Origin of the sequence: Mycobacterium sp. KBS0706 (genome assembly GCF_005938675.2) — a bacterium.
In the GTDB taxonomy this organism is placed as follows: Bacteria; Pseudomonadota; Alphaproteobacteria; order DSM-16000; family Inquilinaceae; genus Inquilinus.
In genome coordinates this window covers 120370-144031 of sequence record NZ_VCCH02000008.1, presented here as the reverse complement: position 1 = coordinate 144031, position 23662 = coordinate 120370, and the positions used below count along the sequence as shown (strand labels likewise).

The window sequence follows — 23662 nt, the reverse complement described above, 5'->3', positions numbered from 1 at the left end:
CCTCGCGGGAGGGGGACTCGAAAGGAGTGGCTGTCCCAGCCCCTCACTGCCCCTGGTTCAGCGCCGCCGGCAATTTGTTGGCCTGCAGGCCGTACTTCGCCAGGATCTGGTCGTAGGTGCCGTCGGCCTGCAGCTTCTCGACCGCGGCCTTGACCGCGTCGCGCAGCTGCGGCTCGGACTTCAGCACCGGGATGCCGACCAGGGACTCCGTGAAGGCCTGGCCGATCGGCACATAGGTGTCCGGCTCCAGCTTCTGGAAATAGGGCAGCGTCTCGTTGCCCTGGGCCGCGGCCTGCAGGCGCTGGGTCTTCAGCTGGGTGCGGGCGTCGGCCGAACCCTCGGTGCCGACCACGGAGATCGCCGGCTTGCCCTTGGCGACGCAGTTGGCGTCGCTCCATTCGCCGATCTGCTGCGGCCAGTTGGTCGAGCGGCTGGCGCCCACCGTCTTGCCGCACAGGTCCTCGGCCGACTTGATCTCACCGGCCAGCGCCGTGATCGTGTAGAACTGAGCGCCCGACTTCATGTAGTCGACGAAATCGGCGGTCTCACGCCGGGCCGGCGTGTCGCTCATCCCCGCCATGACGATGTCGATGCGGCCGGTCTGCAGCGACGGCAGCATCTGGGCGAAGGCGATCTCCTGGAACTCGGCCTCGACGCCAAGCTGCTTGGCGATCGCCTTGCCGAGGTCGATGTCGACGCCCTGCAGCTCGTTGGTCGCCGGGTCCTTGAAGATGATCGGCGGGTAGTTGTTGTTGGTGCCGATGATGATCTTGCCGGCGTCCTTGATCCGGGCCGGCAGGTCCTGGGCCATGGCAGGCGTCACGGCGAGCGCGGCGACGGCCGCGGTGGCGGCGAGCAGAGCGATACGGGTCATAGCTGAGCCTCTCCTGTTGTTCTGGTTCCGCCGGTCACGACAGGACGGCGGCGATGAAGTCGCGGGTGCGCGCCTCGCGCGGGCTGCCCAGCACCTGCTGCGGCGGGCCGATCTCGACGATCCGGCCGCGGTCCATGAACACGACCCGGTTCGCCACCTCGCGGGCGAAGCCCAGCTCATGCGTCACCACGATCATGGTCATGCCGCTGGCGGCGAGGTCGCGCATCACCGCCAGCACCTCGCCCACCAGTTCGGGGTCGAGGGCCGAGGTCGGCTCGTCGAACAGCATCAGCTTCGGCTTCATTGCCAAAGCGCGGGCGATGGCGATGCGCTGCTGCTGGCCGCCGGACAGCTCGGCCGGATAGGCGTCGCGCTTGTCGGCCAGGCCGACGCGCTGCAGCAGGCCCATGGCCTCGGCCACCGCCTCGGCCTTCGGCCGCTTCTGCACCGTGACCGGGCCTTCGATGATGTTGGCCAGCACGGTCAGATGGGCGAACAGGTTGAAGCGCTGGAACACCATGCCGCTGGCCAGGCGCTGGCGCGCCACCTCGCGGTCGGTCAGGGCGTAGAGCGCGTCGCCGTCGCGCCGGTATCCGGCCAGCTCGCCATCGACCCAGACGGCACCGCCATCGACGCTCTCCAGCTGGTTGATGCAGCGCAAGAGCGTGCTCTTGCCCGAGCCCGAGGGGCCGATGATGCACAGCACCTCGCCGCGCTCGACCTCCAGCGACACGCCCTGCAGCGCATGCAGCGACCCGAAATGCTTGTGGACCTCGGCGGCGACCACCATCGGCGGCATGGCTCAGGCCTCCTTCGGCTGGTCGAGGACCGCGGCGGCGCGCTTGGTCCGCTTGTCGCCGCGGCCGCGGGCGAACCGCTTCTCCAGGAAATGCTGGCCGATGCTGAGCACCGTGACCACGACCAGGTACCAGATCGCGGCGACGATCAGCAGCTCGATCACCCGGGCATTGGCGTAATAGATGGTCTGGGCGTTGCGCAGCATCTCGGCGTACTGGATGACGCTGGCGACCGAGGTCAGCTTGATCATGCTGATCACCTCGTTGCCGACCGGCGGGATGATCACCCGCATCGCCTGCGGCAGCACGATCCGGCGCAGCGCCACCAGCCGGGTCATGCCGATCGCCTTGGCCGCCTCGGTCTGGCCGAGATCGACCGACAGGATGCCGCCGCGCACCACCTCGGCGGTGTAGGCGCCCTGGTTGATGCCGAGGCCCAGCAGCGTCGCCACGAAGGGCGTGATCAGGTCGACCGTCCGCCCCTCGAACAGGCCGGGGATGCCGATCACCGGGAACACCAGCGCCAGGTTGAACCACAGCAGCAGCTGCAGCAGCAGCGGCGTGCCGCGGAAGAACCAGATATAGCCGACCGCCACGGTCTTCAGCACCGGGTTGGGCGACATCACCATGATCGCGAACACGACGCCGAGCGCGATGCCCAGCGCCATGGCGCAGACCGTCATCAGGATGGTGTTGGCCAGGCCCGACAGGATCGCCGGCGCGGTGAAGAACTGGCCGACCACCGGCCAGGCGATCTGGCCCTCGGCGAAGGCTTTGACGATCGCCGCCAGGGCCAGCAGGATCAGCGCCGCTGCGACCCAACGGCCATAGTGCCGGCGCGGCACGTGGCGCAGATGGGCGATGGAATAGGGCGAGGTGCCCGTGGTCGCCGTCGTGTCGGTCATGCGCCCCTCCGTTCAGCCGCGCGGGCCATCATAGGCCTGGGCCCAGCTGTCCTGCTCGACCAGAAGCTCGCGCAGCCGCGCCAGCTGCTCGCGCACCCGGTCCGGCGCGGTGCCGCCATGGCCGCTGCGGGCCGCCACGGCCGCCTCGGGCGTCAGGCAGGACCGGATCTCCGGCGCCAGCCGCGGGTCGACCGCCGCCAGGTCGGCATCCGCCAGATCCTCCAGCCCGATGCCGCGATCCTCGCAGAGCCGGACCAGGGCGCCGGTAATCTCATGCGCTTCGGAGAAGGGCACGCCGCGCCGGGCCAGCCAGTCCGCTACCTCGGTGGCCAAAGTGAAGCCCTCGACCGACTGGCGCTTCAGCGTCTCGACATTGACCCGCAGGGTGCGCAGCATCCCGGCCATCGCCGGCAGCACGGCGTCGAGCGTGTCGACCGCCTCGAAGGCGGCGCGCTTGTCCTCGGCCAAGTCTCGGTTATAGGCGAAGGGCAGGCCCTTCAGCGCCGTCAGCATCGCCGTCAGCCCGCCGATCAGCCGGGACGCCCGGCCGCGCGTCAGCTCGGCGATGTCGGCATTCTTCTTCTGCGGCATGATCGAGGAGCCGGTGGCGTAGGCATCGTCCAGCTCGACCCAGCGGAACTGGCGCGACGACCACAGGAACACCTCCTCCGCCAGCCGCGACAGATGCACCGACAGCATCGCGGCGACGAACAGGAACTCGGCCACATGGTCGCGGCTGCCGACGGCGTCGATCGAGTTCTCGCAGGGGCCGTCATAACCCAGCTCGGCCGCCGACAGGTCGGGGCGCAGGGCGATGGCGGAGCCGGCCAGCGCGGCGGCGCCCAGCGGCGACCGCGCGCTGCGCCGGTCCCAGTCCTGCAGCCGCTCGACATCGCGGGCGAAGGTCTGGGCGTGGGCCAGCAGCTGATGGGCGAAGGTGACCGGCTGGGCCGGCTGCAGATGGGTGAAGCCGGGCGCCAGCGTCGCCACATGCGCCTCGGCCTGCGCCACCAGCGCCTGCTGCACCAGCATGACATGGCCGGCCAGGCGGCGGGCGACGTCGCGCAGATACAGCTTCAGGTCGTTGGCAGCCTGGTCGTTGCGCGACCGGCCGGCGCGGAGCTTGCCGCCGAGGGCGCCGAGCCGCTCGGTCAGCGCGCGCTCGAGGAAGGTGTGGACGTCCTCGTCGCCCTGGTTCGGCTTCACGGTACCGGCGGCGGTGTCGCGCGCCAGGTCGGACAGGGCCGAGGCGATCGTCTCGCCCTCGGCCGCGGTCAGGATGCCGGCGCGCACCAGCTCGCGCGCATGGGCGGCGGAGGCGGCTAGATCATAGGGGGCGAGGCGGAAATGGCTGGCGTCGGAGCGCGACAGGGCCATCAGCTCCGGCGCGGGCGCAGCGCGGAAGCGGGCGCCCCAGAGACGGGTCGGTTCGGTCATGCTTGGCTCCCTGTTCGGCAGGGATGCTGCCGAGACCGTCCCGGCGCCACAATGGAAATGATTTCCCCGCGATAGTCGGGAATGGAATATCGTATGCGCCAGTCCGAATGGTCATAGCCGGAGCGATGGCGCCGATCCCCCTGCCCTCCACCACCGCGCTGCGCGTCCTGGCCGCGCTGGTCGAGCACGGCTCGGCCTCCGAGGCGGCGAAGAGCGTGCACCTGACCCAGAGCGCGGTCAGCAAGCAGCTGCGCAGCCTGGAGGAGATCGCCGGAATGCCGCTGTTCGCCCGCACCGGCCGCGGCCTGGTGCCGACCCCGGCCGGGCGGATCTATGTCGAGCAGGCACGGATCGCGCTGGGCGCGCTGGAGACCGCGGCCGGGCGGATCGCGGCGCTGCGCGGGTCGCCCAACGCCATCCGGCTGCATGTCCTGCCGATCCTGGGCGACCGCTGGCTGGTGCCGCGCCTCTCGCTGCTGGCCAAGGCGCGGCCGGAGCTGGAGGTGCAGTTCACCACCCAGGCCACCGGCGACACGGTCGAGGAGGCCGACGGCGTGTTCCGCTTCGGCGAGGGCGACTGGCCGGGCCAGCAGGCGGAGTATCTGTTCGGCCGCACCATCGCGCTGGTCGGGGCGCCGGCGCTGCTGTCCCGGATGGGCGGCATCGCCGCGGCCGAGGACGTCCGCCGCTACACCGTGCTGGACCACCGCCACACGCCGCTGCGCTGGAGCGAGTTCGCCGAGGCCCAGGGCTTGGCCGAGTTCGCCCCGGCCCATATGGTGCATTTCGGCTTCTACGCGCTGGTGATCCGCGCCGCCATCGCCGGCCAGGGCCTGGCCCTGGTGCCGCGCTGCCTGATCGGGGAGGAATTGCTGACCGGGCGGTTGGTCAATCCGGCGGGGCTGGGTTTCCACAGCCGTCACGGCTACTGGTTCACCGTGCCGGCCGACCGGGCGCCGCGGCCCGGCCTGGTCGCCTTCCGCGACTGGCTGCTGGGCGAAGCCCGGACGCTCGGGCCGGACCTGTAAGACACGAAGGGAGAGACCGCCATGAAGCATGTCATCGACCGCCAGGCCTGGGCCGAGGATCCCGAGCGCTGGCATGGCGAGATCCAGCTCGGCAAGCATGGCGCCAATGTCTCGGTGATCTTCTTCGACCGGGCCGAGCCGGGCGGCGGACCGAAGCTGCACCGCCACCCCTACCCCGAGACCTTCATCATCCGCGCCGGCCGCGTCCTGTTCACCCTGGGCGCGCAGGAGATCCTGGCCGAGGCCGGGCAGATCGTGGTGGTGCCGCCGAACACGCCGCACAAATTCACCAATCCCGGCCCCGGCCCGCTGCAGACCATCGACATCCACGAGAACGGCAGCTTCATCACCGAATGGCTCGAATGAGCCGATCGCGCTGGTTCAAGGCCGCGCGGACCGCTAGGACAGAACCATCGCAAGAGAGATCTGGACGGCCGGCATGGATGCGCGCGCAAACGGTTTGACGATCAAGGCGCCGGGCCGGCCGCTGACCGGCCGGGTGATCCCGCCGGGGTCGAAGTCGATCACCAACCGCGTCCTGCTGCTGGCGGCGCTGGCCCGCGGCACCAGCCGCCTGACCGGGGCGCTGAAGAGCGACGACACCAAGCTGATGGCCGCGGCCCTGCGCGCCATGGGCGTGACGGTCGAGGAGCCGGACGACACCAGCTTCACGGTCACCGGCACCGGCCGGCTGCAGGCCCCGGCCGAGCCGCTATTCCTGGGCAATGCCGGCACCGCCACGCGCTTCCTGACCGCCGCCGCGACCATGGTCGACGGCACCGTGGTGGTGGACGGCGACGCGCATATGCGCAAGCGGCCGATCGGCCCGCTGGTGCAGGCGCTGCGCTCGCTCGGCATCGACATCACCGACAGCAACGGATACCCGCCGGTCACGGTGCGCGGCCACGGCCCCTTCGCGCCGGGCCGGGTCGAGATCGATGGCGGCCTGTCCAGCCAGTACATCTCCGCCCTGCTGATGGCCGCCGCCTGCGGCACCGGGCCGGTCGAGGTGGCGCTGACCGGCAGCGAGATTGGCGCCCGCGGCTATGTCGACCTGACGGTGGCGGCGATGCGCGCCTTCGGCGCCGAGGTCGAGCAGCTGGACGAGGCGACCTGGCGGGTGCAGCCGACCGGCTACCGCGCCGTCGACCATGTGATCGAGCCCGATGCCTCGGCCGCGACCTATCTGTGGGGGGCCGAGGCGCTGACCGGCGGCGCCATCGACCTGGGCGTGCCCGCCTTCACCCAGCCGGACGCCAAGGCCCAGGCGCTGATCGCCCGGTTCCCGCATCTCCCGCCCGTGATCGACGGGTCGCAGATGCAGGACGCGGTGCCGACGCTGGCGGTGCTGGCGGCGTTCAATGAAACGCCGGTGCGCTTCACCGGCATCGCCAACCTCCGGGTCAAGGAATGCGACCGCGTCGCCGCGCTGGCGACCGAGCTGTCGCGCATCCGCCCCGGCCTGGGCCGCGAAGAGGGCGACGATCTGATCGTCGCCTCCGACCCCGCCCTGGCCGGCCAGGTGCTGCCGACCCGGATCGAGACCTATGCCGACCATCGGATCGCCATGAGCTTCGCCCTGACCGGGCTGAAGATCGGCGGCATCACCATCCTCGACCCCGGCTGCGTGGCCAAGACCTATCCCGGCTTTTGGGACGCGCTGGCCTCGCTGGGCGTCACCTATGACGAGGTGGCCTGACCGGGCGATCGGTCAATCGCCCGCCACAATTTCCCGAACAACCTGCCGTCGATCGCGATCAGGCCCAGCCCGATCAGCGCCATGCCCATCCAGGCGCGGCCGGACAGCACCTCGCCCAGCACCAGATGGCCGAGCAGCATCGCGCTGGGCGGGATCAAGAGCGTCACCAGCACCGTGTTGGTGGCGCCGACCCGGGCCAGCAGCTTGAAGTAGAGGACATAGGCCAGCGAGGTGCTGAGCAGCGCCAGGCCGACCAGCGACAGCAGCGTCGTGCCGCTCGGCATCGGCAGGGCCCAGGGCCGGTCGACCAGGCAGACGATCGGCAGCATCATCACGGTCGTGGCGCTGACCTGGCCGGTGGCGGTGACCATCGGCGGCAGGCCGCGGAAGCGGCGGCCGAAGATGCCGGCGAAGGCGTAGGACAAGGCGGCGCCGAGGATCGCGATCTGGGCCGTCACCTCGCCGCCCAGCCCGCCCAGCACCTGCGGGCCGATCAGCACGACGACGCCGGCGAGGCCGAGCAGCACCCCGGCCAGCCGCTTCGGCGTCATCTTCTCGTCGGCGGTCAGCACATGCGCGACCAGCACGGTGAACAAGGGCGTGGTGGCGTTGAGGATGGCGGCGAGGCCGCTGCCGATCCGGGTCTGGCCCCAGACGATCAGGCAGAACGGGATCAGGTTGTTGAGCACCCCCATGCCGAAGAAGGCGGCCCAGGTGCCGCGGTCGCGCGGCAGCGTCTGGCCTGCGAGGTACAACACCGGCAGCAGCGCTGCGGCCGCCAGCCCGACCCGGACGAGGACGATGGTCAGCGGCGGCAGTTCGGCCACTGCCACCTTGGAGAAAAAGAAGGATCCGCCCCAGACCAGCGACAGGGCGATCAGCAGCAGCCAGTCGGCGAAAGCCATCGCGGGCGGGACTGCGGGTTTGGCGATGCTCATGCCGCCGTTCTCGCCGAGAGACGGTCGCGCCGCCACCCGGTTCTTGCGGTCGAATCCCGCGCAGGACTGGCCCGACAAAGCGTCACGGCATCGGCAGCACCGGATGAGCTAGCAAGGAGGACGGCCCCGCCGCCCGGAGACCCGCCGTGATCGACCCGTTCTGGCTCCTGTTCGCCGCCAAGCTGGCGCTGGCCGCCGGGATCGTGGTCGTCGCGTCGCTGCTGGTCGAGCGCAGCGGACCGGTGCTCGGGGCGATGATCGCGACGCTGCCGATCTCGGTCGGCCCGGCCTATGTCTTCCTGGCGCTGGAGCACGATGCCGGGTTCATCGCCGGCAGCGCCGTGGCCAGCCTGGCGGTCAACACCGCGACCGCCGTGTTCCTGACGTTCTATTCCCTGCTCGCCCGCTCGCGCAGCCTGGCCGTCAGCCTGCCGCTGGGGCTGCTGGGCTGGGGCGCCATGGCGGCCGCTGTCTCCCGGGTCGACTGGACCCTGCCCGGTGCCGTGGTGCTGAACCTGGTCGTCTTCGCCGCCTGCCTGCCGATCGCGCTGCGGGGCCTGGCGGCGACGCCGCCGGTGCGGGCCGCCGGACGGCGCTGGGACATCCCGGCGCGGGCGGCGGCGGTCACCGGCCTGATCGCCGCGGTGCTGCTGATCGGCCGCGCCCTGGGGCCGGCGGCAGCCGGCTTCGCGGCCCTGGCCCCGGTCGTCACCGGCAGCCTGGCCGTGCTGCTGCATCCGCGGATCGGCGGGCCGGCGACCGCCGCGGTCTACGCCAATGCCCTGATCGGCATGGTCGGTTACATCCCGGCGCTGGCGCTGCTGCACCTGGCCGCCCTGCCGCTCGGCTCCGCCGCGGCGCTGGGCTTGGCCCTGGCCGCCTGCGTGGCGTGGAACGCCGCGATGCTGGCGCTGCGCGGCCGCAGCCGCAAGGCCGCGCCGGCCCGTCCGTGAAGGACGGATCAAGTCAGGACAAATCCACGACGACAGGCCATGCCTCAAGTTTCTGATGCATATGTGTTATAATTTACTTACTCTTGGATAGAATTTTTCTTTCCTTTTGCAAGACTGAACAACCATGTTATACAATAGGATCACCGCCTGATCGGCACCCGCTGCAAGCTTCATTGGAAATTTGCAAGCCTTCACTAAAGATCGGGAGTTTGAAATATGGCTTTTCTATAGTCTTCTGAACCGGATTTGAAAGTATTGTTGCAAACGAATAACGATCATGCGCCAAAGTCTTCGACCATTCATTCCCGTTCTCGCTAATTGCGGCGCTGCCGATCGGACGGCCGTCCGCCACCGGATTGCGGTCCGGCCCAGGAGGGTTTCATGACGAATTGGCTCGCCGACGCCGAGAACTACCTGGGCAGCCGTCCGAATCTCGCCATCGCGCTGATTGCGGCGGTGGTCCTGCTGGCCCTGATCGCCTGGTTGCTGGGCCCGGTGCTGCTGACGGCGCGGCACAGCTACGAAACCCGCAGGGAGCGGGCCAAGGATGCCGACCGGTACCGCCGCAACATCGGGCAGTTGCTGATCGTCCCGGTCCTGGTCGTCGCCGCGCTCTACACCCTGCATCAGGTGGCCGGGGCGGCACGCGCGAGCGCCGAGAAGAGCCGGCAGGAGCAGTACAGCCAGGGTTTCGAGGCCCTGGCCAGCAGCGACACCTCCACCCGGCTGATCGGCGTCCATGCCCTGGCGCAGTTGATGGGCGGCAGCCGCCAGGACGAGCTGTGCCCGGACGGCAACCAGCGCCCCCTGTCCGGCGGCGGCGGAGGCGGCATGGTCTCGGGCGCCCCTGACCGATCGGCCCAGGACCAGCTCGGTCGGGTGGCGCTGGACGCCATCGCCGCCCACGCCGTCGTCTCCTCCCATTTCGCGCCGACGGTGTTCGACGGCGACGCGGCCCGCAGGGCGCGGGAGGAGGCCTCGCACGAAGCGGCGGTCGGCGCGGACACCCAGGCCGCGCTGTCCGTCATCGCGCGGCGTCCATGCGAGCCCGCTGCGGCGGAGGTGCCGCTCAACCTGTCGGGCGGGTATTTCCGCGGCGCCTCGATGGCCTTCGCCCAGCTGGTCCGGTCCGACCTGCGGGGGTCGGACCTCTCGGCCTCCGAGCTGTATCTGGCGAACTTCTACCAGGCGAGCCTGGGCAAGGCCGATCTCGGCGGGTCGAACCTGACGCAGGCGAACTTCGCCAACGCCTCTCTCGCGGGTGCGAATTTCGCGCCGGACGAGAACCTCGCCTCCCCCAATCTGCCCCGGCGGCCGTATCTGCGGACGCAGCTGGGCCGGGCCCAGATCGTCACCGCCAACGCCGAGGGCGCCAATTTCTGGTGCGCGATGCTGAACGACGCCCGGCTCGACGATTCGCAGCTCGGCGGGGCGGATTTCCGGCACGCCACCCTCAGCCGGGCCACGCTCCTGGGCGCCAAAGGAGCGAACGCCAGGTTCAACGCCGCCTGCGGCCCCCGGGCCAATTTCTCGATCCCCGGCTCCGGGCGCAGCGACGCCCGTAGATCCGATTTCTCCGGGGCCGATTTCTCGGATGGCTTCTTCCGGTCGGCCCGGTTCGACCGGATCGACCTGCGGGGGGCGATCTTCGTCCGCGCCGACCTGACCGGCGCGACCTTCGAGAACAGCGACCTGACCAATGCGGATTTCCGCGGCGCCAACCTGACCGATGTGAAGTTCGATGGTGCGAACCTGACCGGCGTCAAGCTGGGCGGCGCCCTGATCTGCGACGTCAGCGGATTGCCGGACACCGTCGCGCCCGTGAACTGCGCGGGGCAGTTCCTGCCGATCGAGGCGGGCCGGTTCGGGGAAGGCTGCTTCCCGGAGGCGGAGACCGGCATCGCCCTGAACCAGCTGTGCCCCTATGAACGGAATGCCGGCGGGACGGCCGAGCCCCAGCCCCTGAACTGAAGAGCGGGGTCAGCCCGCCAGCGTCCGTTCGAACTCCGTACGGATGGCGAATTCGCGCCAGCCGGCCCGGCGGAAGGCGTCGGCCATGGGCGTGTTGCGGGTGTCGGCATCGGCCCTGACCGGCCAGCGGCCGATGCGGGCCAGCGTCGCCGTTCCGCGCGCCAGCAGCGCGTGGACATGGCCCCGCCCGCGCCGCTCCGGCACCACGCCGACATAGCCGATCGTCGCCATGCTGGGCGCCAGCGCCGGCATCACCAGCCCGACCAGCGCCCCGTCCGGCCCGTAGGCCAGCTCCCACCAGCCCGGCTCGTGCTGCAGCCCCTGTGCATCGGCGAAGATGTCCTCGTCGCCGATGCGGCGGTCGAGCGTGCCCTCGGTAACCCGCTCCGTCGCGGCCCGGAACTCGGCTTCTCCCACCTCCGCCATCGATCGGAAGGCCAGGCCGCCGACCGGCGGCGGGACGGGCGTCGCGGGATCGAGCTCGAACCGGACTGTCTCCCGACGGATCTCGAAACCGTTGGCAGCCAGCAGCGCGCGGCGGCGCTCGGGCTCGGCCTGCCATTGCGGCGCCTGCAGCGGCGTGTCGAGGACATGACCGAGCGCGGCGGCGCCGAGCGACCGCGCCCGGTCGGCCGCCTGCCGCAGCATCGCGGCGCCGATCGCCTCCGGCGCCGACCAGGGCAGGTCGAACAGCACGATGTCGCTGGGCGAGGCCGCCCCGGGCAAGGCCCAGAAGGCGATGCGGCCGACGGGCGCCCCGTCCCGCTCGGCCAGGAAGCACCAGTCGAGGCGCATCGCGCCCCTGGCCAGCAGATCCTGGGCATAGCGGCGCACCGCCGCGGCGTGGACCGGGTCGGTGGCGATGGCGGCGAAGGCGGCGAGTTCGGGCTCGGCGATCGGGCGCAGGCGGATGGTCACGTCAGCCCTCGGCCGTGATCACGACGGATTCGGCCGAGCGCGTCGCCGGGCCGTGATGCACGGCCTCGATGTTGTTGCCGTCGAGGTCGAGCGCGAAGGCGCCGTAATAGCCGGGATGGTAGTGCCGCTCACCCGGCCCGCCATTGTCGCGGCCGCCGGCCTTCAGCGCCGCGGCGTGGAAGCGGTGGACGGTGTCGCGATCCGCCGCCTGGAACGCCAGATGGACATGGCTGACGGCGTCGCCCTGGCTGACGAACAGCTCGTCCGAGGCGAAGAAATCCGGTGCCTCATGGGTGATCGAGCGGCCGACCGAGGCCAGCACCGCGGCGTAGAAGCGCTTGCTCGCCTCCAGATCGCGCACCACCAGATGGACATGGTCGATCAGGCGGCCCTGATGGAACCGCATGGCATTCTCCCCGTTCGTCACTCCGCAGCGTCGAGGGCCCAGACTCGACCAGCCGAGGCTGCTTGTCGACCCAGGTGATCTTCGGGTCTGCGCATGACTGGAACTGCCGCGTTTCCCTCAAAATCACTCTTCCAGGCGCCGATGCACCCGGAGGCCGTGATATCATGGCGTGTCGCGGCCCCAGCCGGGGCCGCACGGAATTTGGACCAGCCTATCGGACGAAGAGCCGGGAGGCGTTCATGGCGAGTCTCCGGACCGAGCGGCGCCTGGCGGCGATCATGGCCGTCGATATCGTTGGCTATTCCCGCCTGGTCGAGATGGACGAGGCTTGTGCCCTCGCCGGGATAAGACGCCTTCTCGGTCGAGTATCGGACCGGCTGATCGCGGAGAACATGGGCCGCGTCGTCAAGCGGATGGGCGACGGCGCCATCGTGGAATTCGGGTCGGTCGTCGATGCGGTCGCCTGCGCCGTCGCCCTGCAGAAGGAGGTGACGATCGATCAGACGGAGGTACCGGCCGAGCGCCGCATCGTCTTCCGGATCGGCATCAGCCTCGGTGACGTGGTGGTCGAAGGCGAGGATCTGCTTGGGGACGCGGTCAACCTCGCCGCGCGGCTTCAGACATTGGCTGATCCGGGAGGAATCTGCATTTCGGACACGGTGCGAAAGCAGCTCGCGGGCAAGTTCCCTGCTCCGTTCGAGGATGTCGGCGAACGCACGCTGAAGAACATGGCCCAGCCGGTCAGGGTATTTCGCTGGTCGGAGTCGCTGGCCACGCCCCTGCCGGGCATGCCACTCCCCCTGCCCGAGAAGCCTTCCATCGCCGTCCTTCCCTTCGACAATCTCAGCGGCCGGCCGGAGGAGACCTATTTCAGCGACGGAATCACCGAGGACATCATCACCGGCCTCGCGCATTTCCGCGCGCTGTTCGTGACCGCCCGCACCTCCTCCTTCGCCTTTCGCGGCAAGCCGATCGATCTCGCGGAGATCGGCCGCAGGCTCGGTGTCGTCTATCTGCTCGAGGGCAGCGTCCGCCGCGCCGGCGAGCGCGTGCGGATCACCGCCCAACTGGTCGAAGCAGCGACCGGAGCGCATATCTGGGCCGAGCGCTACGACCGAAGCCTCGACGACATCTTCGCGGTGCAGGACGACGTGGCGCGCATGATCGTCTCGACCCTCATTGGCCGGATCGAGGATGCCGGTCTCAAGCGTTTGGACCGGATGCCGACGGGCAGCTTCTCCGCCTATGACTGCCTGCTGCGCGGCGTGGCCCATTTCCGAGGCTATGCCAACGACGACAACGAGAGGGCCTGCGAGATGTTCGAGCGTGCGATCGCGCTCGATCCGCATTACGCCGTCGCGCATGCCTATCTCGGCTTCGTCCGTGTCGCGATGCACGGCTATGCGAGCGCGCCGGCCGACGTGGTGGACGCTTCACGCGTGATCGGCCTGCACTCATTGGAGCTGGACCCGCAGGATGGCCGATGCCACCGACTGCTGGGCATGATCTGCCTGTACGGCCGCGACCATGACGCGGCCGAGCACCACCTCCGCCGGTCGATCGAACTCAACCCCAGCGACGCCGATGGAATGATGCAGATGGGCTTCCTGCTGGCGATGCGAGGCCGCCCCGATACGCTCGAATGGGTGGAGGCAGGCATCCGCCACAACCCGTTCCACCCAGCCTGGTACAATGCCGATCTCGGCGTCGCCCTCTATTGCCTCGGCCGCTATGCCGAAGCGGCGCAGGCCCTGAAGCGGCTGCCCGACCGGTGGCAATGGTCGAATGCGCGGCTGGCCGCCTGCTACGCCCATCTCGGCCGGTTGGAGGAGGCGCGGGTCGAGGCGGCGAACGTGCTGCGGCGCAATCCGGATTTCTCGATCGCCGAGTTCCTTCGCACCAGCATCCTGCTCGAGCGCCAGGAGGACCGGGAGCATCTCCGCGACGGGCTGATCAAGGCGGGGCTGCCGGAATAGAGGCTCAAGCCTGGCGCGGCTCCGCAGTGTCGATCACCTCGAAATGCTCGACCTCCGGGTCGAAGCGGGTCAGGAAGTCCCGGTCGCGCGGATAGTAGCGGGCGCGGCCATACTCCTCGCCGGCGAAGGCCTTGATCGCGTCCACCGACTCCCAGAGCGTCAGGGTCAGGAACTCGACCTCCCCGCCCTTGTCCTGGCACAGCAGCCAGACGCCGCGGTTGCCCGGGGTGTTGGCATAGTCGCCGAGGCCGGTCTCCCGCAGATAGGCGACATAAGCGTCCTTCTTCGCCTTCGGCACCGGGCCGCGCCACATCCGTGCGATCATGTCGGATCCTCCTGGGTAAGGTCGAGGCGGACGATCGGCCGGGTCGGGCTGCGCCGCGCCACCTCGCGAAAGCCGAGGTCGAGGAAGGGCTGCAGCACGCCGGTGTAGATCTCGCCCGATCCCAGCGGCCGCGCCGCGTCGATCGGATAGGCCTCGAGCGCCGGGGCGCCGCGCGACCGGGCCAGCCGCGCCGCCGCCGCGACCAGCGGGCGCAATAGGCCGGTGCGGCGATGCGACTTGGCGGTCACGAAGCAGGTGACCGACCAGACCGGCAGATCATCGACCGGAGCGAGGTTGCGCGACCGGGCCAGGCGCGGCTGCTCCGCGCGCGGGGCGACGCCGCACCAGGCGACGGGCCGGCCGTCGCGATAGCCGACCAGCCCCAGCGTCTCGCCGGCCTCGACCAGGTCGCGGAACAAAGCGCGGTTGCTGCCGTCGCGGGTGCCGGCGTTGTAGTCCGGCCGCTTCCGGCGCCAGAAGGCGCACCAGCAGCGGCCGGCATCGGCACAGCCGGCGAACACGGTCTCGACGTCGCCGAGCCGCTCCGGCGCCACCGGCCGGCAATCGAGCGTCGTGTCGCGATCGTCCTTGGGCATATCCTAACCCCTGAGCGGGTTGAATCGACGATGCCGGGCTTGCCCCGGTCCAGTCAACCGCTAGGATGGTCGGGCGATGCAGACCCAGGCCCCCTCCTACGCGGTGCGGCCGCCGAAACGAATCGGCGGCTCGCTCAGCCTCGACTTCATCAACACCGAGGCGTGGCGCGGCGACGTGCCCCAGCGCGGCGAAAGGCTGACCGGCTATGGCGAGCTGGCGCTGTGGGCCGGCCATGTGGGCATCGTCGACCGGGCCGGGACCAGGCGGCTGGCGCAGGAGGCGACGGAGCGCCCGGAGGCCGCCGCCGCGGTGCTGGCGACGGCGCTGCGCCTGCGCGCGGCGCTGGGCCGGATCCTGACCGCGCCGGCCGTGGCCTCGGCGGAGGATCTCGCCGAGCTGAACGCCGTGCTGACCCGGGCCCCGACCCGCACGGGCCTGGCGCCGGCCAAATCCGGCTTCGCCTGGACCGTGACCGAGACCGACCCGCTGGAGCAGCCGCTGTGGCCAGTGGTGTGGGATGCGGCCGAGCTTCTGGTCTCCGGCCGCGCCGAGCGGGTCGGCAGCTGCTCCGACCCCGACTGCGCCTGGGTGTTCCTCGACACCTCGCGCAACCTCAGCCGGCGCTGGTGCTCGATGGCCGATTGCGGCAACCGGCACAAGGCGCGCCGGCACTATGAACGGAGTCGCGCGCCCTAACCGATAGTGGCCCGCAGGATCTTGCCCTGGGCGTCGACCTCGACGGTCAGCCGGTCGGCGCGGAAGTCCATAGTCACCATTTCGCCCGGCCGCACGGTCCGCAGCATCAGGCCCTTGAGCTTGTCGAGCTCGGCCTGGGACACGGACGGCTCGGTGTCGGCCGGCGCGGCGGCCTGGCTGCGGGCGCAGGCGGCGGCGAGGCCGCCGGCGGCACCGGCCACGGCGAGACCGAGGAGATGGCGGCGGGAGGATTCGGGGCTCATGGGCGGCTCCGTGGGTTTCGTGGTCCGCTCCCTGATCGTCGACAAAAAAGGCGACGTCGTGACGCGGTTTACCTTCCAGCAAGGGGAAGCTTCAGGCTGCGGTCGATGCCGTCAAGTCGAGGATTCGATCGTGATCACCCGCCGCCGCTTTCTGTCCGGTGTCGCCGCCAGTGCTGTTCTGGCCGGCGCCCTGCCCCGGCTTGCCCGCGCCGCCGCACCGGCCGCGCTGACCGTCACCACCCGCAGCCTCGACGTCGGCGGTCGGGCCGCGACGGTGTTCGGCATCACCCAGCCGGATGGCGGCCTGCGCGCCGTCGCCGGCGGGGATTTCCGGGTGCGCCTGACCAATGCGCTGAACGAGCCGACGCTGGTGCATTGGCACGGGCTGACCCCGCCGTGGCGCCAGGACGGGGTGCCGGGCGTGACCCAGGACCCGCTGCCGGCGGGCGCCGGCTTCGACTACGACTTCCCGCTGGCGCGGCCGGGCACCAACTGGATGCACTCCCATCTCGGCCTGCAGGAGCAGGGCCTGCTGGCGGCGCCGCTGATCGTCGCCGACCCGGCCGAGGCCGGGCTGGACGAGCAGGAGGTGGTGCTGATGCTGCATGATTTCAGCTTCCGCGACCCGGCCGAGATCATGGCCGGGCTGCGTGGCAGCCAGGGCATGGCCGGGATGGACCACAGCGGCCACTCCATGGGCTCGATGCAGCCCATGCCGGGGATGCAGCACGACATGCCGGGCATGGCGATGCCGGGCGGCATGGCGATGGACCTGAACGACGTCGAATACGACGCCTACCTGGCCAATGATCGTACGCTGGCCGACCCCGAGGTGGTGCGGGTCGAGGGCGGCGGCCGGGTGCGGCTGCGCATCATCAACGGCGCGGCGGCGACCAACTTCCACATCGATCTCGGCGCGGCCGAGGGCACGTTGATTGCGGTCGACGGCATGGCGGTGGCGCCGGTGACGGGCCGGCGCTTCCCGATCGCGGTCGCCCAACGGCTCGACATCCGCCTGACCATCTCGGCCGGCCAGGCCCTGCCGGTGCTGGCGCTGCGCGAGGGCGACCGGCAGCGCACCGGGCTGGTGCTGGCCGCCCCCGGCGCCAACGTCGCCCGTATCACCGATCTCGGCGAGGATAAATCGGCGCCACTGGACCTCGCCCTGGAAGCGCAACTGCAGGCGACCGAGCCGCTGGCCGCCCGCGCGGTGGACCGGACCATCCCGGTTGTGCTGGCCGGCGACATGGCGAGCTATGTCTGGACCCTGAACGGCAAGGTTCATGGCCAGGATTCGCCGCTGATGGTGCGCCAGGGCGAGCGGGTGGCGATCGCGATGACCAATCCGTCGATGATGGCGCATCCGATGCATCTGCACGGCCATCATTTCCAGGTGGTGGCGATCGACGGGAAAGCTCTGTCCGGCGCCCGGCGCGACACGGTGCTGGTGCCGCCAGGCAAGACCGTGACCGTCGCCTTCGACGCCGACAACCCCGGCCGCTGGTCCTTCCACTGCCACCACCTGTACCACATGGAGAGCGGCATGATGACGACGGTGGAGTATGAGGGCGTCAGCTAAGCCCCTTCCGCCACCTCGGCCTGCAGCCACTGGCGGAACAGGCGGATCTTGCGGAGCCCGCCCTGCCCCGGCGCGTGCAGCAGGTAATAGGCGCTGGCGGGCCGCATGGTGTGGCCGATCGGCTGGACCAGGCGGCCGGCGGCCATGTCGGCGCGGGCCAGGAACAGGGGCAGCAGCGTCAGCCCCATGCCGGCGGCGGCTGCCTCGGCCAGCATGAAGAAATGTTCGAAGCCGGGGCCGCCCGAGATCTCGGGTGGCCCCAGGCCGAGCGAGGCGAAATATTCTGCCCAGGCGGCGGGCCGTGTGGTGTGGACCAGGAGGCGGTGGTCGCGCAGATCGGCCGGCGCCGCGATCGGGCGCCGGCGCAGCAGATCGGGGGCGCAGAACACGCCGACCGTCTCCTCCATCAGCAGCGTCGCCTCCGCCCCCGGCCAGCCGCCGGTGCCGTTGCGCAGCGCCAGGTCGACCGGGTCGGCGCCGAAATCGATCAACTCCTCCGAAGCCGACAGGTCGACCTGGATGTCCGGATGGCGCTCATGGAACCGCGGCAGCCGCGGCACCAGCCAGCGCAGCGCGAAGGTCGGCAGCACGCTGAGCGACAGGATGCCTTCGCGCTCCGGCCGCCGCAGGGCGCGGGTGGCGGCGCCGATCTGCGCCAGGGCGTCGGTGATCCGGGCGTGATAGGCGGCGCCGGCGGGGGTCAGCTCGATGCCGCGGCCGACCCGGCGGAACAGGGGTGTGCCGAGCTCGACCTCCAGCGCCTGCACGGCGCGGCTGACCGCGCCCTGGGTCACCCCCAGCGCCGCGGCCGCCGCGGTCAGGTTCAGGTGCCGCCCGGCCGCGGCGAAGCTGCGAACTCCGTTCAGCGACGGGAGGCGGTATTCATGATCCGAGCTCATTGATCCGAGCCTCTTTCTCGATTGTCCGGCCACGACTCTCCGCTTAGACCCTGCCGCGGCGCAAGTGGCGCCGGATAATGTCCAGCAAGGATCCATGAGAATGCTGTCGCCCTTTCACATCGCCTTCCCTGTGCGCGACCTGGCCGCCGCCCGCCGGTTCTACGGCACCGTTCTCGGCTGCCCCGAGGGCCGCAGCTCCGACAGCTGGATCGATTTCGACCTGTATGGCCACCAGATCGTCGCCCATCTGAAGGCGGCACCGGCGGAAGAGGATGCGACGCACCACAACCCGGTCGACGGTCATGACGTGCCGGTGCCGCATTTCGGCGTGGTGCTGGAGATGGCCGACTGGGAGGCCCTGGCCGAGCGGCTGAAGGCGGCGGGCACCCGCTTCGTGATCGAGCCCTATGTCCGCTTCAAGGGCCAGGTCGGCGAGCAGGCGACGATGTTCTTCCTCGATCCGTCCGGCAACGCGCTGGAGTTCAAGGCCTTCGCCGATCGGGGCCAACTCTTCGCCAAGTGACGGGCGGGCTCGGCCGGTCTCACGACCAGGGCCCGAACCGGACCAGCAGGATGACCAGGGCCAGCACGACGATCCCGGCGAGGAAGATCAGCCGCCGGGCCAGGCTGCGCAGGATGATCTCGCGCTGACGCGCCCACCGATCCGCCATGCATCCCTCGCTTGTTCCCCCGGGGCAAACGAGGGATGGCAGAGGACCGTTCCGATCAGCCTTCGACCAGCCCCTCGGCCCGCCAGCGGGCGAGGTAGGCGTCTATGATGGCGTCCAGCCGCACCTTGCCGAAGCTGTCGTCATGGCCGGCATGGACCATCGTCACCGGCAGCGAGCGCAGCAGGGCGAAGGAGCGGGCATAGTCGCCGATGTCCATGCCCGGGCCGCGATACAGCAGCGGGCCGTCATAGATCACATCGCCGGCGAACAGCGTGCCGGTCGCCTCCTCGAACAGGGCGATGCTGCCGGGCGAATGGCCGGGCACATGCAGCACCCGGAAGCGGCGGTCGCCGAGATCCACCACCTCCCCCGCCGCGATCCGCCGGGTCGGCTCGGCGCCCTGCAGGGCATAGCCGCGCAGGTCGTAGCCGGCATGGGGCACGGCGGTGACCAGGGCTGGCCCGAGCGGCGGGTAGCCCGCGTCCAGGAAGCGCTGCCGCGCCTCGGCCGGGATCTGGTCGGAGATCAGCGTGCCGGGCCGCGGCCGGGCCAGCGCCCCGGCCTCGAGCGGATGCACCCAGCGCTGCTCGAACTCATGGATCGCGCCGATGTGATCGGCATGGGTGTGGGTGGCGAAGGCGATCGTCTCGCGCCCTTCGAACAGCTCGGGGAAGGCCGGCCGCAGCGGCGCCACGCCGAGGCCGCCATCGACCAGCAGGTCGCGGTCGCGGCAGCGCAGATGCCAGATATTGGCCCGCATCAGCACATCGGTGTGCGGCTCGACGATCAGCGTCAGGCCGCCGCCCATATCGCGCTTGCGGAACCATTCGGCGGCCACGGGCAGGTCAGCCATGGAGTCCTCTCAGGAGATCGGGCCGGTGGCCGGCGGGTCGAGCAGCGGCGCCACCACGGCGCGGGTCTCGGCGCTGCGCAGCACCGGCACGATCTCGAAGCTCACCCCGGTGCCGCGCCAGTGCAGGACCCATTGCTGCAGCAGAGCGAGATCGTCGCATTCCATCAGCTGGAAGCAGCGGTCGCAATTCGACTCGACCCAGCTGTCGACATAGGTCAGCCCCTCGGGCAGGCCGCGGCCGGCGTCGCGCAGATGGCGATAGGCCGCCACCGGGTCACGGTTGGCGAAATGCTCGATGATCATGAACAGCACAGCCTGGCCTCCCCGCCGTTGTCCGGCGCTAGCGGATTCAGTCCGTGCCTTCCCAATAATCCATCACCGCCGACTTGCGATAGCCCTCGCCGGTCAGCCGCACGCTGACCCGCCCGGTTTCCGGGAATACGGCGACGTCATGCGGGTTGTTCTCGCCGATCAGGATGTAGCGGCAGGGCTTGTCGGTGTGGTTGACCAGGCAGTGTCCGACCTTCTGCCCGGCCGGGAAGCAGACATAGTCGCCGGGCTTCACCGGATAGGAGCGGTCGCCGAGCCGGACCGTCAGCTCGCCCTCGAGGATGAAGACATGCTCCTCCTCCAGCAGGTGGTAGTGCAGCAGGTTGGACTGCTTGCCGGGTGGCAGCTCCTCATAGGCCACGCCGACATGGCTGCCGCCGCCGAATTTGCTGAGCACCCGGAACCGGCTGCCGAGCCGGCCGCGGTCAAATTCCTCCCATGGCACCCGCTCGACGGGGAACGGCTCGGAGATGCCTTCGGCGTTGATCGAAGATGAGTCGGTCATGGCGGCCTCCCTGGCTTGGCCGATGGGAAGGTCCAGCCTAGTGCCGGGTGCCCGCCGGCGGCGAGCCAGCCGCCAGGAACGCGGCGCGGGCCCTGGCGACCCGCCGGGCCCGCTCGGCCTCGAGCGTCTCGCGCCGGCGACGGTACTTCTCCCGGAGCCTGGCGGACTGGGCGATCGCCCGGGTCACCTCATCGGCGAGGCGCAGGAAGCTGTCCGCCGTCTCCAAAAGCTTGTCGGGATCCTTCGACAGCGCCTCTGCCGCCGCCATGCCCGTCTCGGCCACCTCATGCAGCGCATCGATCTGCCGCTTGAGCCGGACCAGCTCCGGATCGGTGGCGAGGACGAAGGCGGCGGCGAATTCGGAGAAGGGCGGCTTGTTCATGGAACATATCATGAACACAACCTGATGCGCCGTCAAGTGCATTCTATCGGCCTTACCCGGCCGCCGCCGCCCGCCGCGCCGGCCACAGCCGCCAGCCGAGCGTCACAGCCAGGCTGGCCAGGGCGATCAGCCCCATCCCGGCCGCCTGGGCCAGCCCGAGCTGGTGGCCGTAGACCAGCCAGTCGGCCAGGATCGCCGAGGCCGGGTAGACGAAGGCCAGCACCGCGATCACCGGCGTCGGCAGCTTCGGATAGGCGGCGTACATCAGCACATAGACCAGGCCGGTGTGGACGATGCCGAGCCCGGCCAGCCAGCCCCAGGGTCCGGGCGCCGCGGGCAGGTCCGCGACGCCGACGAAGGGCGCCAGCAGCACGATGCCGGTGGCGGCATGGATCATCGCGGTCAGATGCGGCCGCACCCCGCGCAGCGCCTTGGTCGAAAGCACCGTGCCGGTGTAGAGCAGCGAGGCCAGCACGGCCAGGCCGGCGCCGAGCAGCCGCCCGGGCTCCGCCCCGTCGCCGCCGATGCCGGTGGCCAGGGCCAACCCGGCGAAGGCGATGCCGATCCAGCCCAGCTTCTGGCCGCTGAGCCGCTCGCCGAACAGCACCGCCCCGGACAGCACCACCCAGAAGGGTTGGACATGGTAGACGATGGTGGCGAAGGCGATCGAGGTGTGGCGGATCGCGGCGAAGAACGCGACCCAGTTCAGCACGATGCAGACGCCGCCGAACAGGATCAGCGCCCATTGCCGCGGCGCCAGGCGCAGGTCGCGCAGCCAGCCGCGGGCCGCACAGAAGGCCAGCAGGACCAGCGCGCCGAAGACGCAGCGGAAGAACACCGCGTTGACCGGCCCCTGCCCCGATTCCTCCATGAACACGCCGACGGTGCCGACCACCGCCATGCCCAGAGCGAGCTGCAGGATCCCCGTCCGCCGCTCCGCCGCCTCGATGCCGCCCATGGTCGCCTCCTGGAGTCCGTGGAGAAAGGCTGGGCCCGCCCCGAGCTTCAATCAAACGAATAGATTTGAAGCTGTCGATCAATTGGATTTATGCTGAAGCCATGGACAGACGCCTCGATCTCGACGTGCTGCGGACTCTGGTGGCGATCGCCGAGGGCGGCAGCTTCAGCCTGGCCGCCGCGCGGGTCGGGCGCACCCAGTCGGCCGTCAGCATGCAGGTGCGGCGGTTGGAGGAGGCGGTCGGCAAAAGGCTGTTCGACCGCAGCAGCCGTCAAGTCGCCTTGACACATGCCGGCGAGAGCCTGCTGGGCCACGCCCGGCGCATGCTGCGGCTGGAGGAAGAGGCCTGGGCGGCGCTGGTCGAGCCCGACCTGCGCGGCCGGGTCCAGCTCGGCATCCCCGACGACTACGCCTATTCGCTGCTGCCGCCGATCCTGTCGCGGTTCGCCGCCAGCCATCCCCAGGTCGAGGTCGAGCTGACCTGCGAGCAGACCACCTTCCTGGACCGGCGCCTGGCCGCCGGCGAGATCGACCTGGCGGTGATCACCCGAGGACCGGGCCGCGACGGCGAACTGCTGCGGCGCGAGCCGCTGGTCTGGTTCGGGTCGCCCGACCACGACCCGCAGTTGGAGGAGCCGCTCCCAGTGGCGCTGTACGAGCCCGGCTGCGTCGCCCGCGGCGTCACGCTGGAGGCGCTGGCGGCGACGCAGCGGCCCTACCGCATCGCCTATTCCAGCCCCAGCCTGGTCGGCCTGCTGGCCGTGGTCCAGGCCGGCTTGGCCGTGGCGGTGGTGGTGGGCTGCAGCCTGCCCGCCGGGATGCGGGTGCTGGGCGAGCGCGACGGGCTGCCACCCCTGCCGGCGCTGGAGATCGCCCTGGCCTGGGGCGCCCGGCCGCGGACCCCGGCAGTGGTCCGGCTGGCCGAGCAGATCCACGACGCGGTGGGTCGGCCGGAGGCCATCGCGGCGTGACAGCCGGTCACTGAACCGTCCATTCCGCGATGGTCTCAAGGCACGATTGTCCCGATTGCGGGTTGATGATGCAATCCGCGGGCTCGCTCCGCTGACCGAGGGGGATCGGATGCGTCGTTTCACCGGGCTGATCGTGGTCGTCGTCCTGGTCGTGCTGGTCGCGGTCTGGGGCGGCAGCGCCTATAACCGCTTCCTGGCCGGCGACGAGACCGTCAAGGCCGCCTGGTCCGAGGTGCTGAACCAGTATCAGCGCCGGGCCGACCTGGTGCCGAACCTGGTCAAGACCGTGCAGGGCTACGCCAACCAGGAGAAGGACGTGCTGACCCAGGTGACCGAGGCCCGGGCGAAGGTCGGCAGCATCCAGGTGACGCCGGAGACGCTGAACGACCCGGCGGCGCTGCAGAAGTTCCAGGCGGCCCAGGGCGAGTTGTCCTCGGCTCTGTCGCGGCTGCTGGTGGTGACGGAGAACTACCCGCAGCTGAAATCCGACGCGCTGTTCCAGGACCTGATGACCCAGCTGGAAGGCACCGAGAACCGAATCGCCACGGCGCGCAACCGCTCGATCCAGGCGGTGCAGGACTACAATGTCAGCGTCCGCCGCTTCCCCGGCACCCTGATCGCCGGCGTGCTCGGCTTCAGCGCCAAGCCGAATTTCAGCGTCGAGAACGAGGCCGCGATCTCGACCGCGCCCAAGGTCGATTTCGGGACCTCGCCGGCGCCGAAGCCCTGAA

General features: G+C 70.3%; 28 protein-coding genes. 11 read left to right on the top strand and 17 right to left on the bottom strand.

Features of this window, described 5'->3' with window-relative positions; genetic code table 11:
- Window positions 1-43: 43 nt before the first annotated feature.
- The 4 genes from FFK22_RS06630 to argH are packed head-to-tail and all read right to left on the bottom strand — an operon-like array spanning window position 44 to window position 4013.
- Complete coding sequence (locus FFK22_RS06630) at window positions 44-874, bottom strand: ABC transporter substrate-binding protein (RefSeq protein ID WP_138886983.1); 831 nt, start codon at window positions 872-874, stop codon at window positions 44-46.
- A 34-nt stretch (window positions 875-908) separates the two neighbouring features.
- Window positions 909-1673 (bottom strand): amino acid ABC transporter ATP-binding protein, encoded by a 765-nt coding sequence (locus FFK22_RS06625; protein WP_138886982.1) that lies wholly within the window; start codon window positions 1671-1673, stop codon window positions 909-911.
- A gap of 3 nt (window positions 1674-1676) precedes the next feature.
- Complete coding sequence (locus tag FFK22_RS06620; protein ID WP_138886981.1) at window positions 1677-2576, bottom strand: amino acid ABC transporter permease; 900 nt, start codon at window positions 2574-2576, stop codon at window positions 1677-1679.
- A 12-nt stretch (window positions 2577-2588) separates the two neighbouring features.
- Window positions 2589-4013, bottom strand: a complete 1425-nt coding sequence (argH, locus tag FFK22_RS06615) for an argininosuccinate lyase (RefSeq protein WP_138886980.1) — start codon at window positions 4011-4013, stop codon at window positions 2589-2591.
- Between the two features lie 125 nt (window positions 4014-4138).
- Here argH and FFK22_RS06610 point away from each other — a divergent pair, with 125 nt between their 5' ends.
- The 3 genes from FFK22_RS06610 to FFK22_RS06600 all read left to right on the top strand — a co-directional run bounded on the left by FFK22_RS06610 (window position 4139) and on the right by FFK22_RS06600 (window position 6740).
- Window positions 4139-5041 (top strand): LysR substrate-binding domain-containing protein, encoded by a 903-nt coding sequence (locus FFK22_RS06610; RefSeq protein WP_138886979.1) that lies wholly within the window; start codon window positions 4139-4141, stop codon window positions 5039-5041.
- 21 nt (window positions 5042-5062) lie between these two features.
- Complete coding sequence (locus FFK22_RS06605; protein ID WP_138886978.1) at window positions 5063-5407, top strand: cupin domain-containing protein; 345 nt, start codon at window positions 5063-5065, stop codon at window positions 5405-5407.
- 73 nt (window positions 5408-5480) lie between these two features.
- Window positions 5481-6740: a 3-phosphoshikimate 1-carboxyvinyltransferase gene (locus tag FFK22_RS06600; RefSeq protein WP_138886977.1), complete on the top strand. Its 1260-nt coding sequence runs from the start codon at window positions 5481-5483 to the stop codon at window positions 6738-6740.
- On the opposite strand, the gene FFK22_RS06595 is transcribed toward FFK22_RS06600, so the two are convergent.
- Window positions 6722-7678, bottom strand: coding sequence for a DMT family transporter (locus FFK22_RS06595; protein ID WP_221938437.1), 957 nt, complete (start codon window positions 7676-7678; stop codon window positions 6722-6724). The genes FFK22_RS06600 and FFK22_RS06595 overlap by 19 nt on opposite strands.
- 146 nt (window positions 7679-7824) lie before the next feature.
- Here FFK22_RS06595 and FFK22_RS06590 point away from each other — a divergent pair, with 146 nt between their 5' ends.
- Window positions 7825-8631 carry a hypothetical protein gene (locus FFK22_RS06590; RefSeq protein WP_138886976.1) on the top strand — a complete coding sequence of 269 codons (807 nt, stop codon included), beginning with the start codon at window positions 7825-7827 and terminating at the stop codon, window positions 8629-8631.
- 381 nt (window positions 8632-9012) lie between these two features.
- A complete protein-coding gene (locus FFK22_RS06585) occupies window positions 9013-10602 on the top strand; it encodes a pentapeptide repeat-containing protein (RefSeq protein WP_138886975.1) in 1590 nt (529 codons plus the stop codon).
- Window positions 10603-10611: 9 nt separating this feature from the next.
- On the opposite strand, the gene FFK22_RS06580 is transcribed toward FFK22_RS06585, so the two are convergent.
- Window positions 10612-11520: a GNAT family N-acetyltransferase gene (locus tag FFK22_RS06580; RefSeq protein ID WP_138886974.1), complete on the bottom strand. Its 909-nt coding sequence runs from the start codon at window positions 11518-11520 to the stop codon at window positions 10612-10614.
- Window position 11521: 1 nt separating this feature from the next.
- On the bottom strand, window positions 11522-11926 hold the full coding sequence (locus tag FFK22_RS06575) for a VOC family protein (RefSeq protein WP_138886973.1): 405 nt from the start codon (window positions 11924-11926) through the stop codon (window positions 11522-11524).
- 239 nt (window positions 11927-12165) lie between these two features.
- Here FFK22_RS06575 and FFK22_RS06570 point away from each other — a divergent pair, with 239 nt between their 5' ends.
- Window positions 12166-13902, top strand: coding sequence for an adenylate/guanylate cyclase domain-containing protein (locus FFK22_RS06570; protein ID WP_138886972.1), 1737 nt, complete (start codon window positions 12166-12168; stop codon window positions 13900-13902).
- Between the two features lie 4 nt (window positions 13903-13906).
- On the opposite strand, the gene FFK22_RS06565 is transcribed toward FFK22_RS06570, so the two are convergent.
- Complete coding sequence (locus FFK22_RS06565; protein ID WP_138886971.1) at window positions 13907-14227, bottom strand: antibiotic biosynthesis monooxygenase; 321 nt, start codon at window positions 14225-14227, stop codon at window positions 13907-13909.
- Complete coding sequence (locus FFK22_RS06560; protein ID WP_138886970.1) at window positions 14224-14823, bottom strand: GNAT family N-acetyltransferase; 600 nt, start codon at window positions 14821-14823, stop codon at window positions 14224-14226. Before FFK22_RS06560 ends, FFK22_RS06565 begins: the two co-directional genes overlap by 4 nt.
- A 76-nt stretch (window positions 14824-14899) precedes the next feature.
- Between FFK22_RS06560 and FFK22_RS44360 the strand changes: the two genes are divergently transcribed.
- Complete coding sequence (locus FFK22_RS44360) at window positions 14900-15520, top strand: CGNR zinc finger domain-containing protein (protein ID WP_138886969.1); 621 nt, start codon at window positions 14900-14902, stop codon at window positions 15518-15520.
- Here FFK22_RS44360 and FFK22_RS06550 read toward each other — a convergent pair.
- Window positions 15517-15783, bottom strand: a complete 267-nt coding sequence (locus FFK22_RS06550; protein ID WP_138886968.1) for an I78 family peptidase inhibitor — start codon at window positions 15781-15783, stop codon at window positions 15517-15519. The two genes, FFK22_RS44360 and FFK22_RS06550, sit on opposite strands and share 4 nt — an antisense overlap.
- A gap of 130 nt (window positions 15784-15913) precedes the next feature.
- Here FFK22_RS06550 and FFK22_RS06545 point away from each other — a divergent pair, with 130 nt between their 5' ends.
- The gene (locus FFK22_RS06545; RefSeq protein ID WP_221938436.1) at window positions 15914-17362 is read left to right on the top strand and encodes a multicopper oxidase family protein; all 1449 of its coding nucleotides are present in this window, start codon (window positions 15914-15916) and stop codon (window positions 17360-17362) included.
- Here the strand turns inward: FFK22_RS06545 and gcvA are convergent.
- On the bottom strand, window positions 17359-18261 hold the full coding sequence (gcvA, locus tag FFK22_RS06540) for a transcriptional regulator GcvA (RefSeq protein WP_138886966.1): 903 nt from the start codon (window positions 18259-18261) through the stop codon (window positions 17359-17361). The genes FFK22_RS06545 and gcvA overlap by 4 nt on opposite strands.
- Window positions 18262-18361: 100 nt before the next feature.
- On the opposite strand from gcvA, the gene FFK22_RS06535 reads away from it, so the two are divergent.
- On the top strand, window positions 18362-18784 hold the full coding sequence (locus tag FFK22_RS06535) for a VOC family protein (RefSeq protein ID WP_306770079.1): 423 nt from the start codon (window positions 18362-18364) through the stop codon (window positions 18782-18784).
- Between the two features lie 19 nt (window positions 18785-18803).
- Here the strand turns inward: FFK22_RS06535 and FFK22_RS44355 are convergent, their stop codons facing one another.
- Genes FFK22_RS44355 through FFK22_RS06505 form a run of 6 tightly spaced genes read right to left on the bottom strand, consistent with a single transcriptional unit; the run spans window position 18804 to window position 21960 of the window.
- Window positions 18804-18932 (bottom strand): peptide ABC transporter permease, encoded by a 129-nt coding sequence (locus FFK22_RS44355; protein WP_138886964.1) that lies wholly within the window; start codon window positions 18930-18932, stop codon window positions 18804-18806.
- 55 nt (window positions 18933-18987) lie between these two features.
- Window positions 18988-19785: an MBL fold metallo-hydrolase gene (locus FFK22_RS06525; RefSeq protein ID WP_138886963.1), complete on the bottom strand. Its 798-nt coding sequence runs from the start codon at window positions 19783-19785 to the stop codon at window positions 18988-18990.
- 9 nt (window positions 19786-19794) lie between these two features.
- Window positions 19795-20088 (bottom strand): DUF3303 domain-containing protein, encoded by a 294-nt coding sequence (locus FFK22_RS06520; protein WP_306770080.1) that lies wholly within the window; start codon window positions 20086-20088, stop codon window positions 19795-19797.
- Between the two features lie 46 nt (window positions 20089-20134).
- Entirely contained in the window at window positions 20135-20620 is a 486-nt protein-coding gene (locus FFK22_RS06515; protein WP_138886961.1) for a cupin domain-containing protein, read from the bottom strand.
- Between the two features lie 37 nt (window positions 20621-20657).
- Window positions 20658-21002, bottom strand: a complete 345-nt coding sequence (locus tag FFK22_RS06510; protein WP_138886960.1) for a hypothetical protein — start codon at window positions 21000-21002, stop codon at window positions 20658-20660.
- A gap of 52 nt (window positions 21003-21054) precedes the next feature.
- Entirely contained in the window at window positions 21055-21960 is a 906-nt protein-coding gene (locus tag FFK22_RS06505) for a DMT family transporter (RefSeq protein WP_138886959.1), read from the bottom strand.
- Window positions 21961-22061: 101 nt separating this feature from the next.
- Here FFK22_RS06505 and FFK22_RS06500 point away from each other — a divergent pair, with 101 nt between their 5' ends.
- Window positions 22062-22931 carry a LysR substrate-binding domain-containing protein gene (locus FFK22_RS06500; protein ID WP_138886958.1) on the top strand — a complete coding sequence of 290 codons (870 nt, stop codon included), beginning with the start codon at window positions 22062-22064 and terminating at the stop codon, window positions 22929-22931.
- Window positions 22932-23040: 109 nt separating this feature from the next.
- On the top strand, window positions 23041-23661 hold the full coding sequence (locus tag FFK22_RS06495) for a LemA family protein (RefSeq protein WP_138886957.1): 621 nt from the start codon (window positions 23041-23043) through the stop codon (window positions 23659-23661).
- The last annotated feature ends 1 nt before the right edge of the window (window position 23662 follow it).

Coding starts and splice junctions, on each gene's coding strand:
- FFK22_RS06605 (WP_138886978.1), top strand. CDS start 5,063: ATGAAGCATGTCATCGACCGCCAGGCCTGGGCCGAGGATCCCGAGCGC.
- FFK22_RS06630 (WP_138886983.1), bottom strand. CDS start 874: ATGACCCGTATCGCTCTGCTCGCCGCCACCGCGGCCGTCGCCGCGCTC.
- FFK22_RS06560 (WP_138886970.1), bottom strand. CDS start 14,823: ATGCCCAAGGACGATCGCGACACGACGCTCGATTGCCGGCCGGTGGCG.
- FFK22_RS06550 (WP_138886968.1), bottom strand. CDS start 15,783: ATGAGCCCCGAATCCTCCCGCCGCCATCTCCTCGGTCTCGCCGTGGCC.
- FFK22_RS06505 (WP_138886959.1), bottom strand. CDS start 21,960: ATGGGCGGCATCGAGGCGGCGGAGCGGCGGACGGGGATCCTGCAGCTC.
- FFK22_RS44355 (WP_138886964.1), bottom strand. CDS start 18,932: ATGGCGGATCGGTGGGCGCGTCAGCGCGAGATCATCCTGCGCAGCCTG.
- FFK22_RS06495 (WP_138886957.1), top strand. CDS start 23,041: ATGCGTCGTTTCACCGGGCTGATCGTGGTCGTCGTCCTGGTCGTGCTG.
- FFK22_RS44360 (WP_138886969.1), top strand. CDS start 14,900: ATGCAGACCCAGGCCCCCTCCTACGCGGTGCGGCCGCCGAAACGAATC.
- FFK22_RS06515 (WP_138886961.1), bottom strand. CDS start 20,620: ATGACCGACTCATCTTCGATCAACGCCGAAGGCATCTCCGAGCCGTTC.
- FFK22_RS06585 (WP_138886975.1), top strand. CDS start 9,013: ATGACGAATTGGCTCGCCGACGCCGAGAACTACCTGGGCAGCCGTCCG.
- FFK22_RS06595 (WP_221938437.1), bottom strand. CDS start 7,678: ATGAGCATCGCCAAACCCGCAGTCCCGCCCGCGATGGCTTTCGCCGAC.
- FFK22_RS06535 (WP_306770079.1), top strand. CDS start 18,362: ATGCTGTCGCCCTTTCACATCGCCTTCCCTGTGCGCGACCTGGCCGCC.
- FFK22_RS06570 (WP_138886972.1), top strand. CDS start 12,166: ATGGCGAGTCTCCGGACCGAGCGGCGCCTGGCGGCGATCATGGCCGTC.
- FFK22_RS06500 (WP_138886958.1), top strand. CDS start 22,062: ATGGACAGACGCCTCGATCTCGACGTGCTGCGGACTCTGGTGGCGATC.
- argH (WP_138886980.1), bottom strand. CDS start 4,013: ATGACCGAACCGACCCGTCTCTGGGGCGCCCGCTTCCGCGCTGCGCCC.
- FFK22_RS06625 (WP_138886982.1), bottom strand. CDS start 1,673: ATGCCGCCGATGGTGGTCGCCGCCGAGGTCCACAAGCATTTCGGGTCG.
- FFK22_RS06510 (WP_138886960.1), bottom strand. CDS start 21,002: ATGAACAAGCCGCCCTTCTCCGAATTCGCCGCCGCCTTCGTCCTCGCC.
- FFK22_RS06575 (WP_138886973.1), bottom strand. CDS start 11,926: ATGCGGTTCCATCAGGGCCGCCTGATCGACCATGTCCATCTGGTGGTG.
- FFK22_RS06565 (WP_138886971.1), bottom strand. CDS start 14,227: ATGATCGCACGGATGTGGCGCGGCCCGGTGCCGAAGGCGAAGAAGGAC.
- FFK22_RS06520 (WP_306770080.1), bottom strand. CDS start 20,088: ATGATCATCGAGCATTTCGCCAACCGTGACCCGGTGGCGGCCTATCGC.
- FFK22_RS06600 (WP_138886977.1), top strand. CDS start 5,481: ATGGATGCGCGCGCAAACGGTTTGACGATCAAGGCGCCGGGCCGGCCG.
- FFK22_RS06525 (WP_138886963.1), bottom strand. CDS start 19,785: ATGGCTGACCTGCCCGTGGCCGCCGAATGGTTCCGCAAGCGCGATATG.
- FFK22_RS06610 (WP_138886979.1), top strand. CDS start 4,139: ATGGCGCCGATCCCCCTGCCCTCCACCACCGCGCTGCGCGTCCTGGCC.
- gcvA (WP_138886966.1), bottom strand. CDS start 18,261: ATGAGCTCGGATCATGAATACCGCCTCCCGTCGCTGAACGGAGTTCGC.
- FFK22_RS06620 (WP_138886981.1), bottom strand. CDS start 2,576: ATGACCGACACGACGGCGACCACGGGCACCTCGCCCTATTCCATCGCC.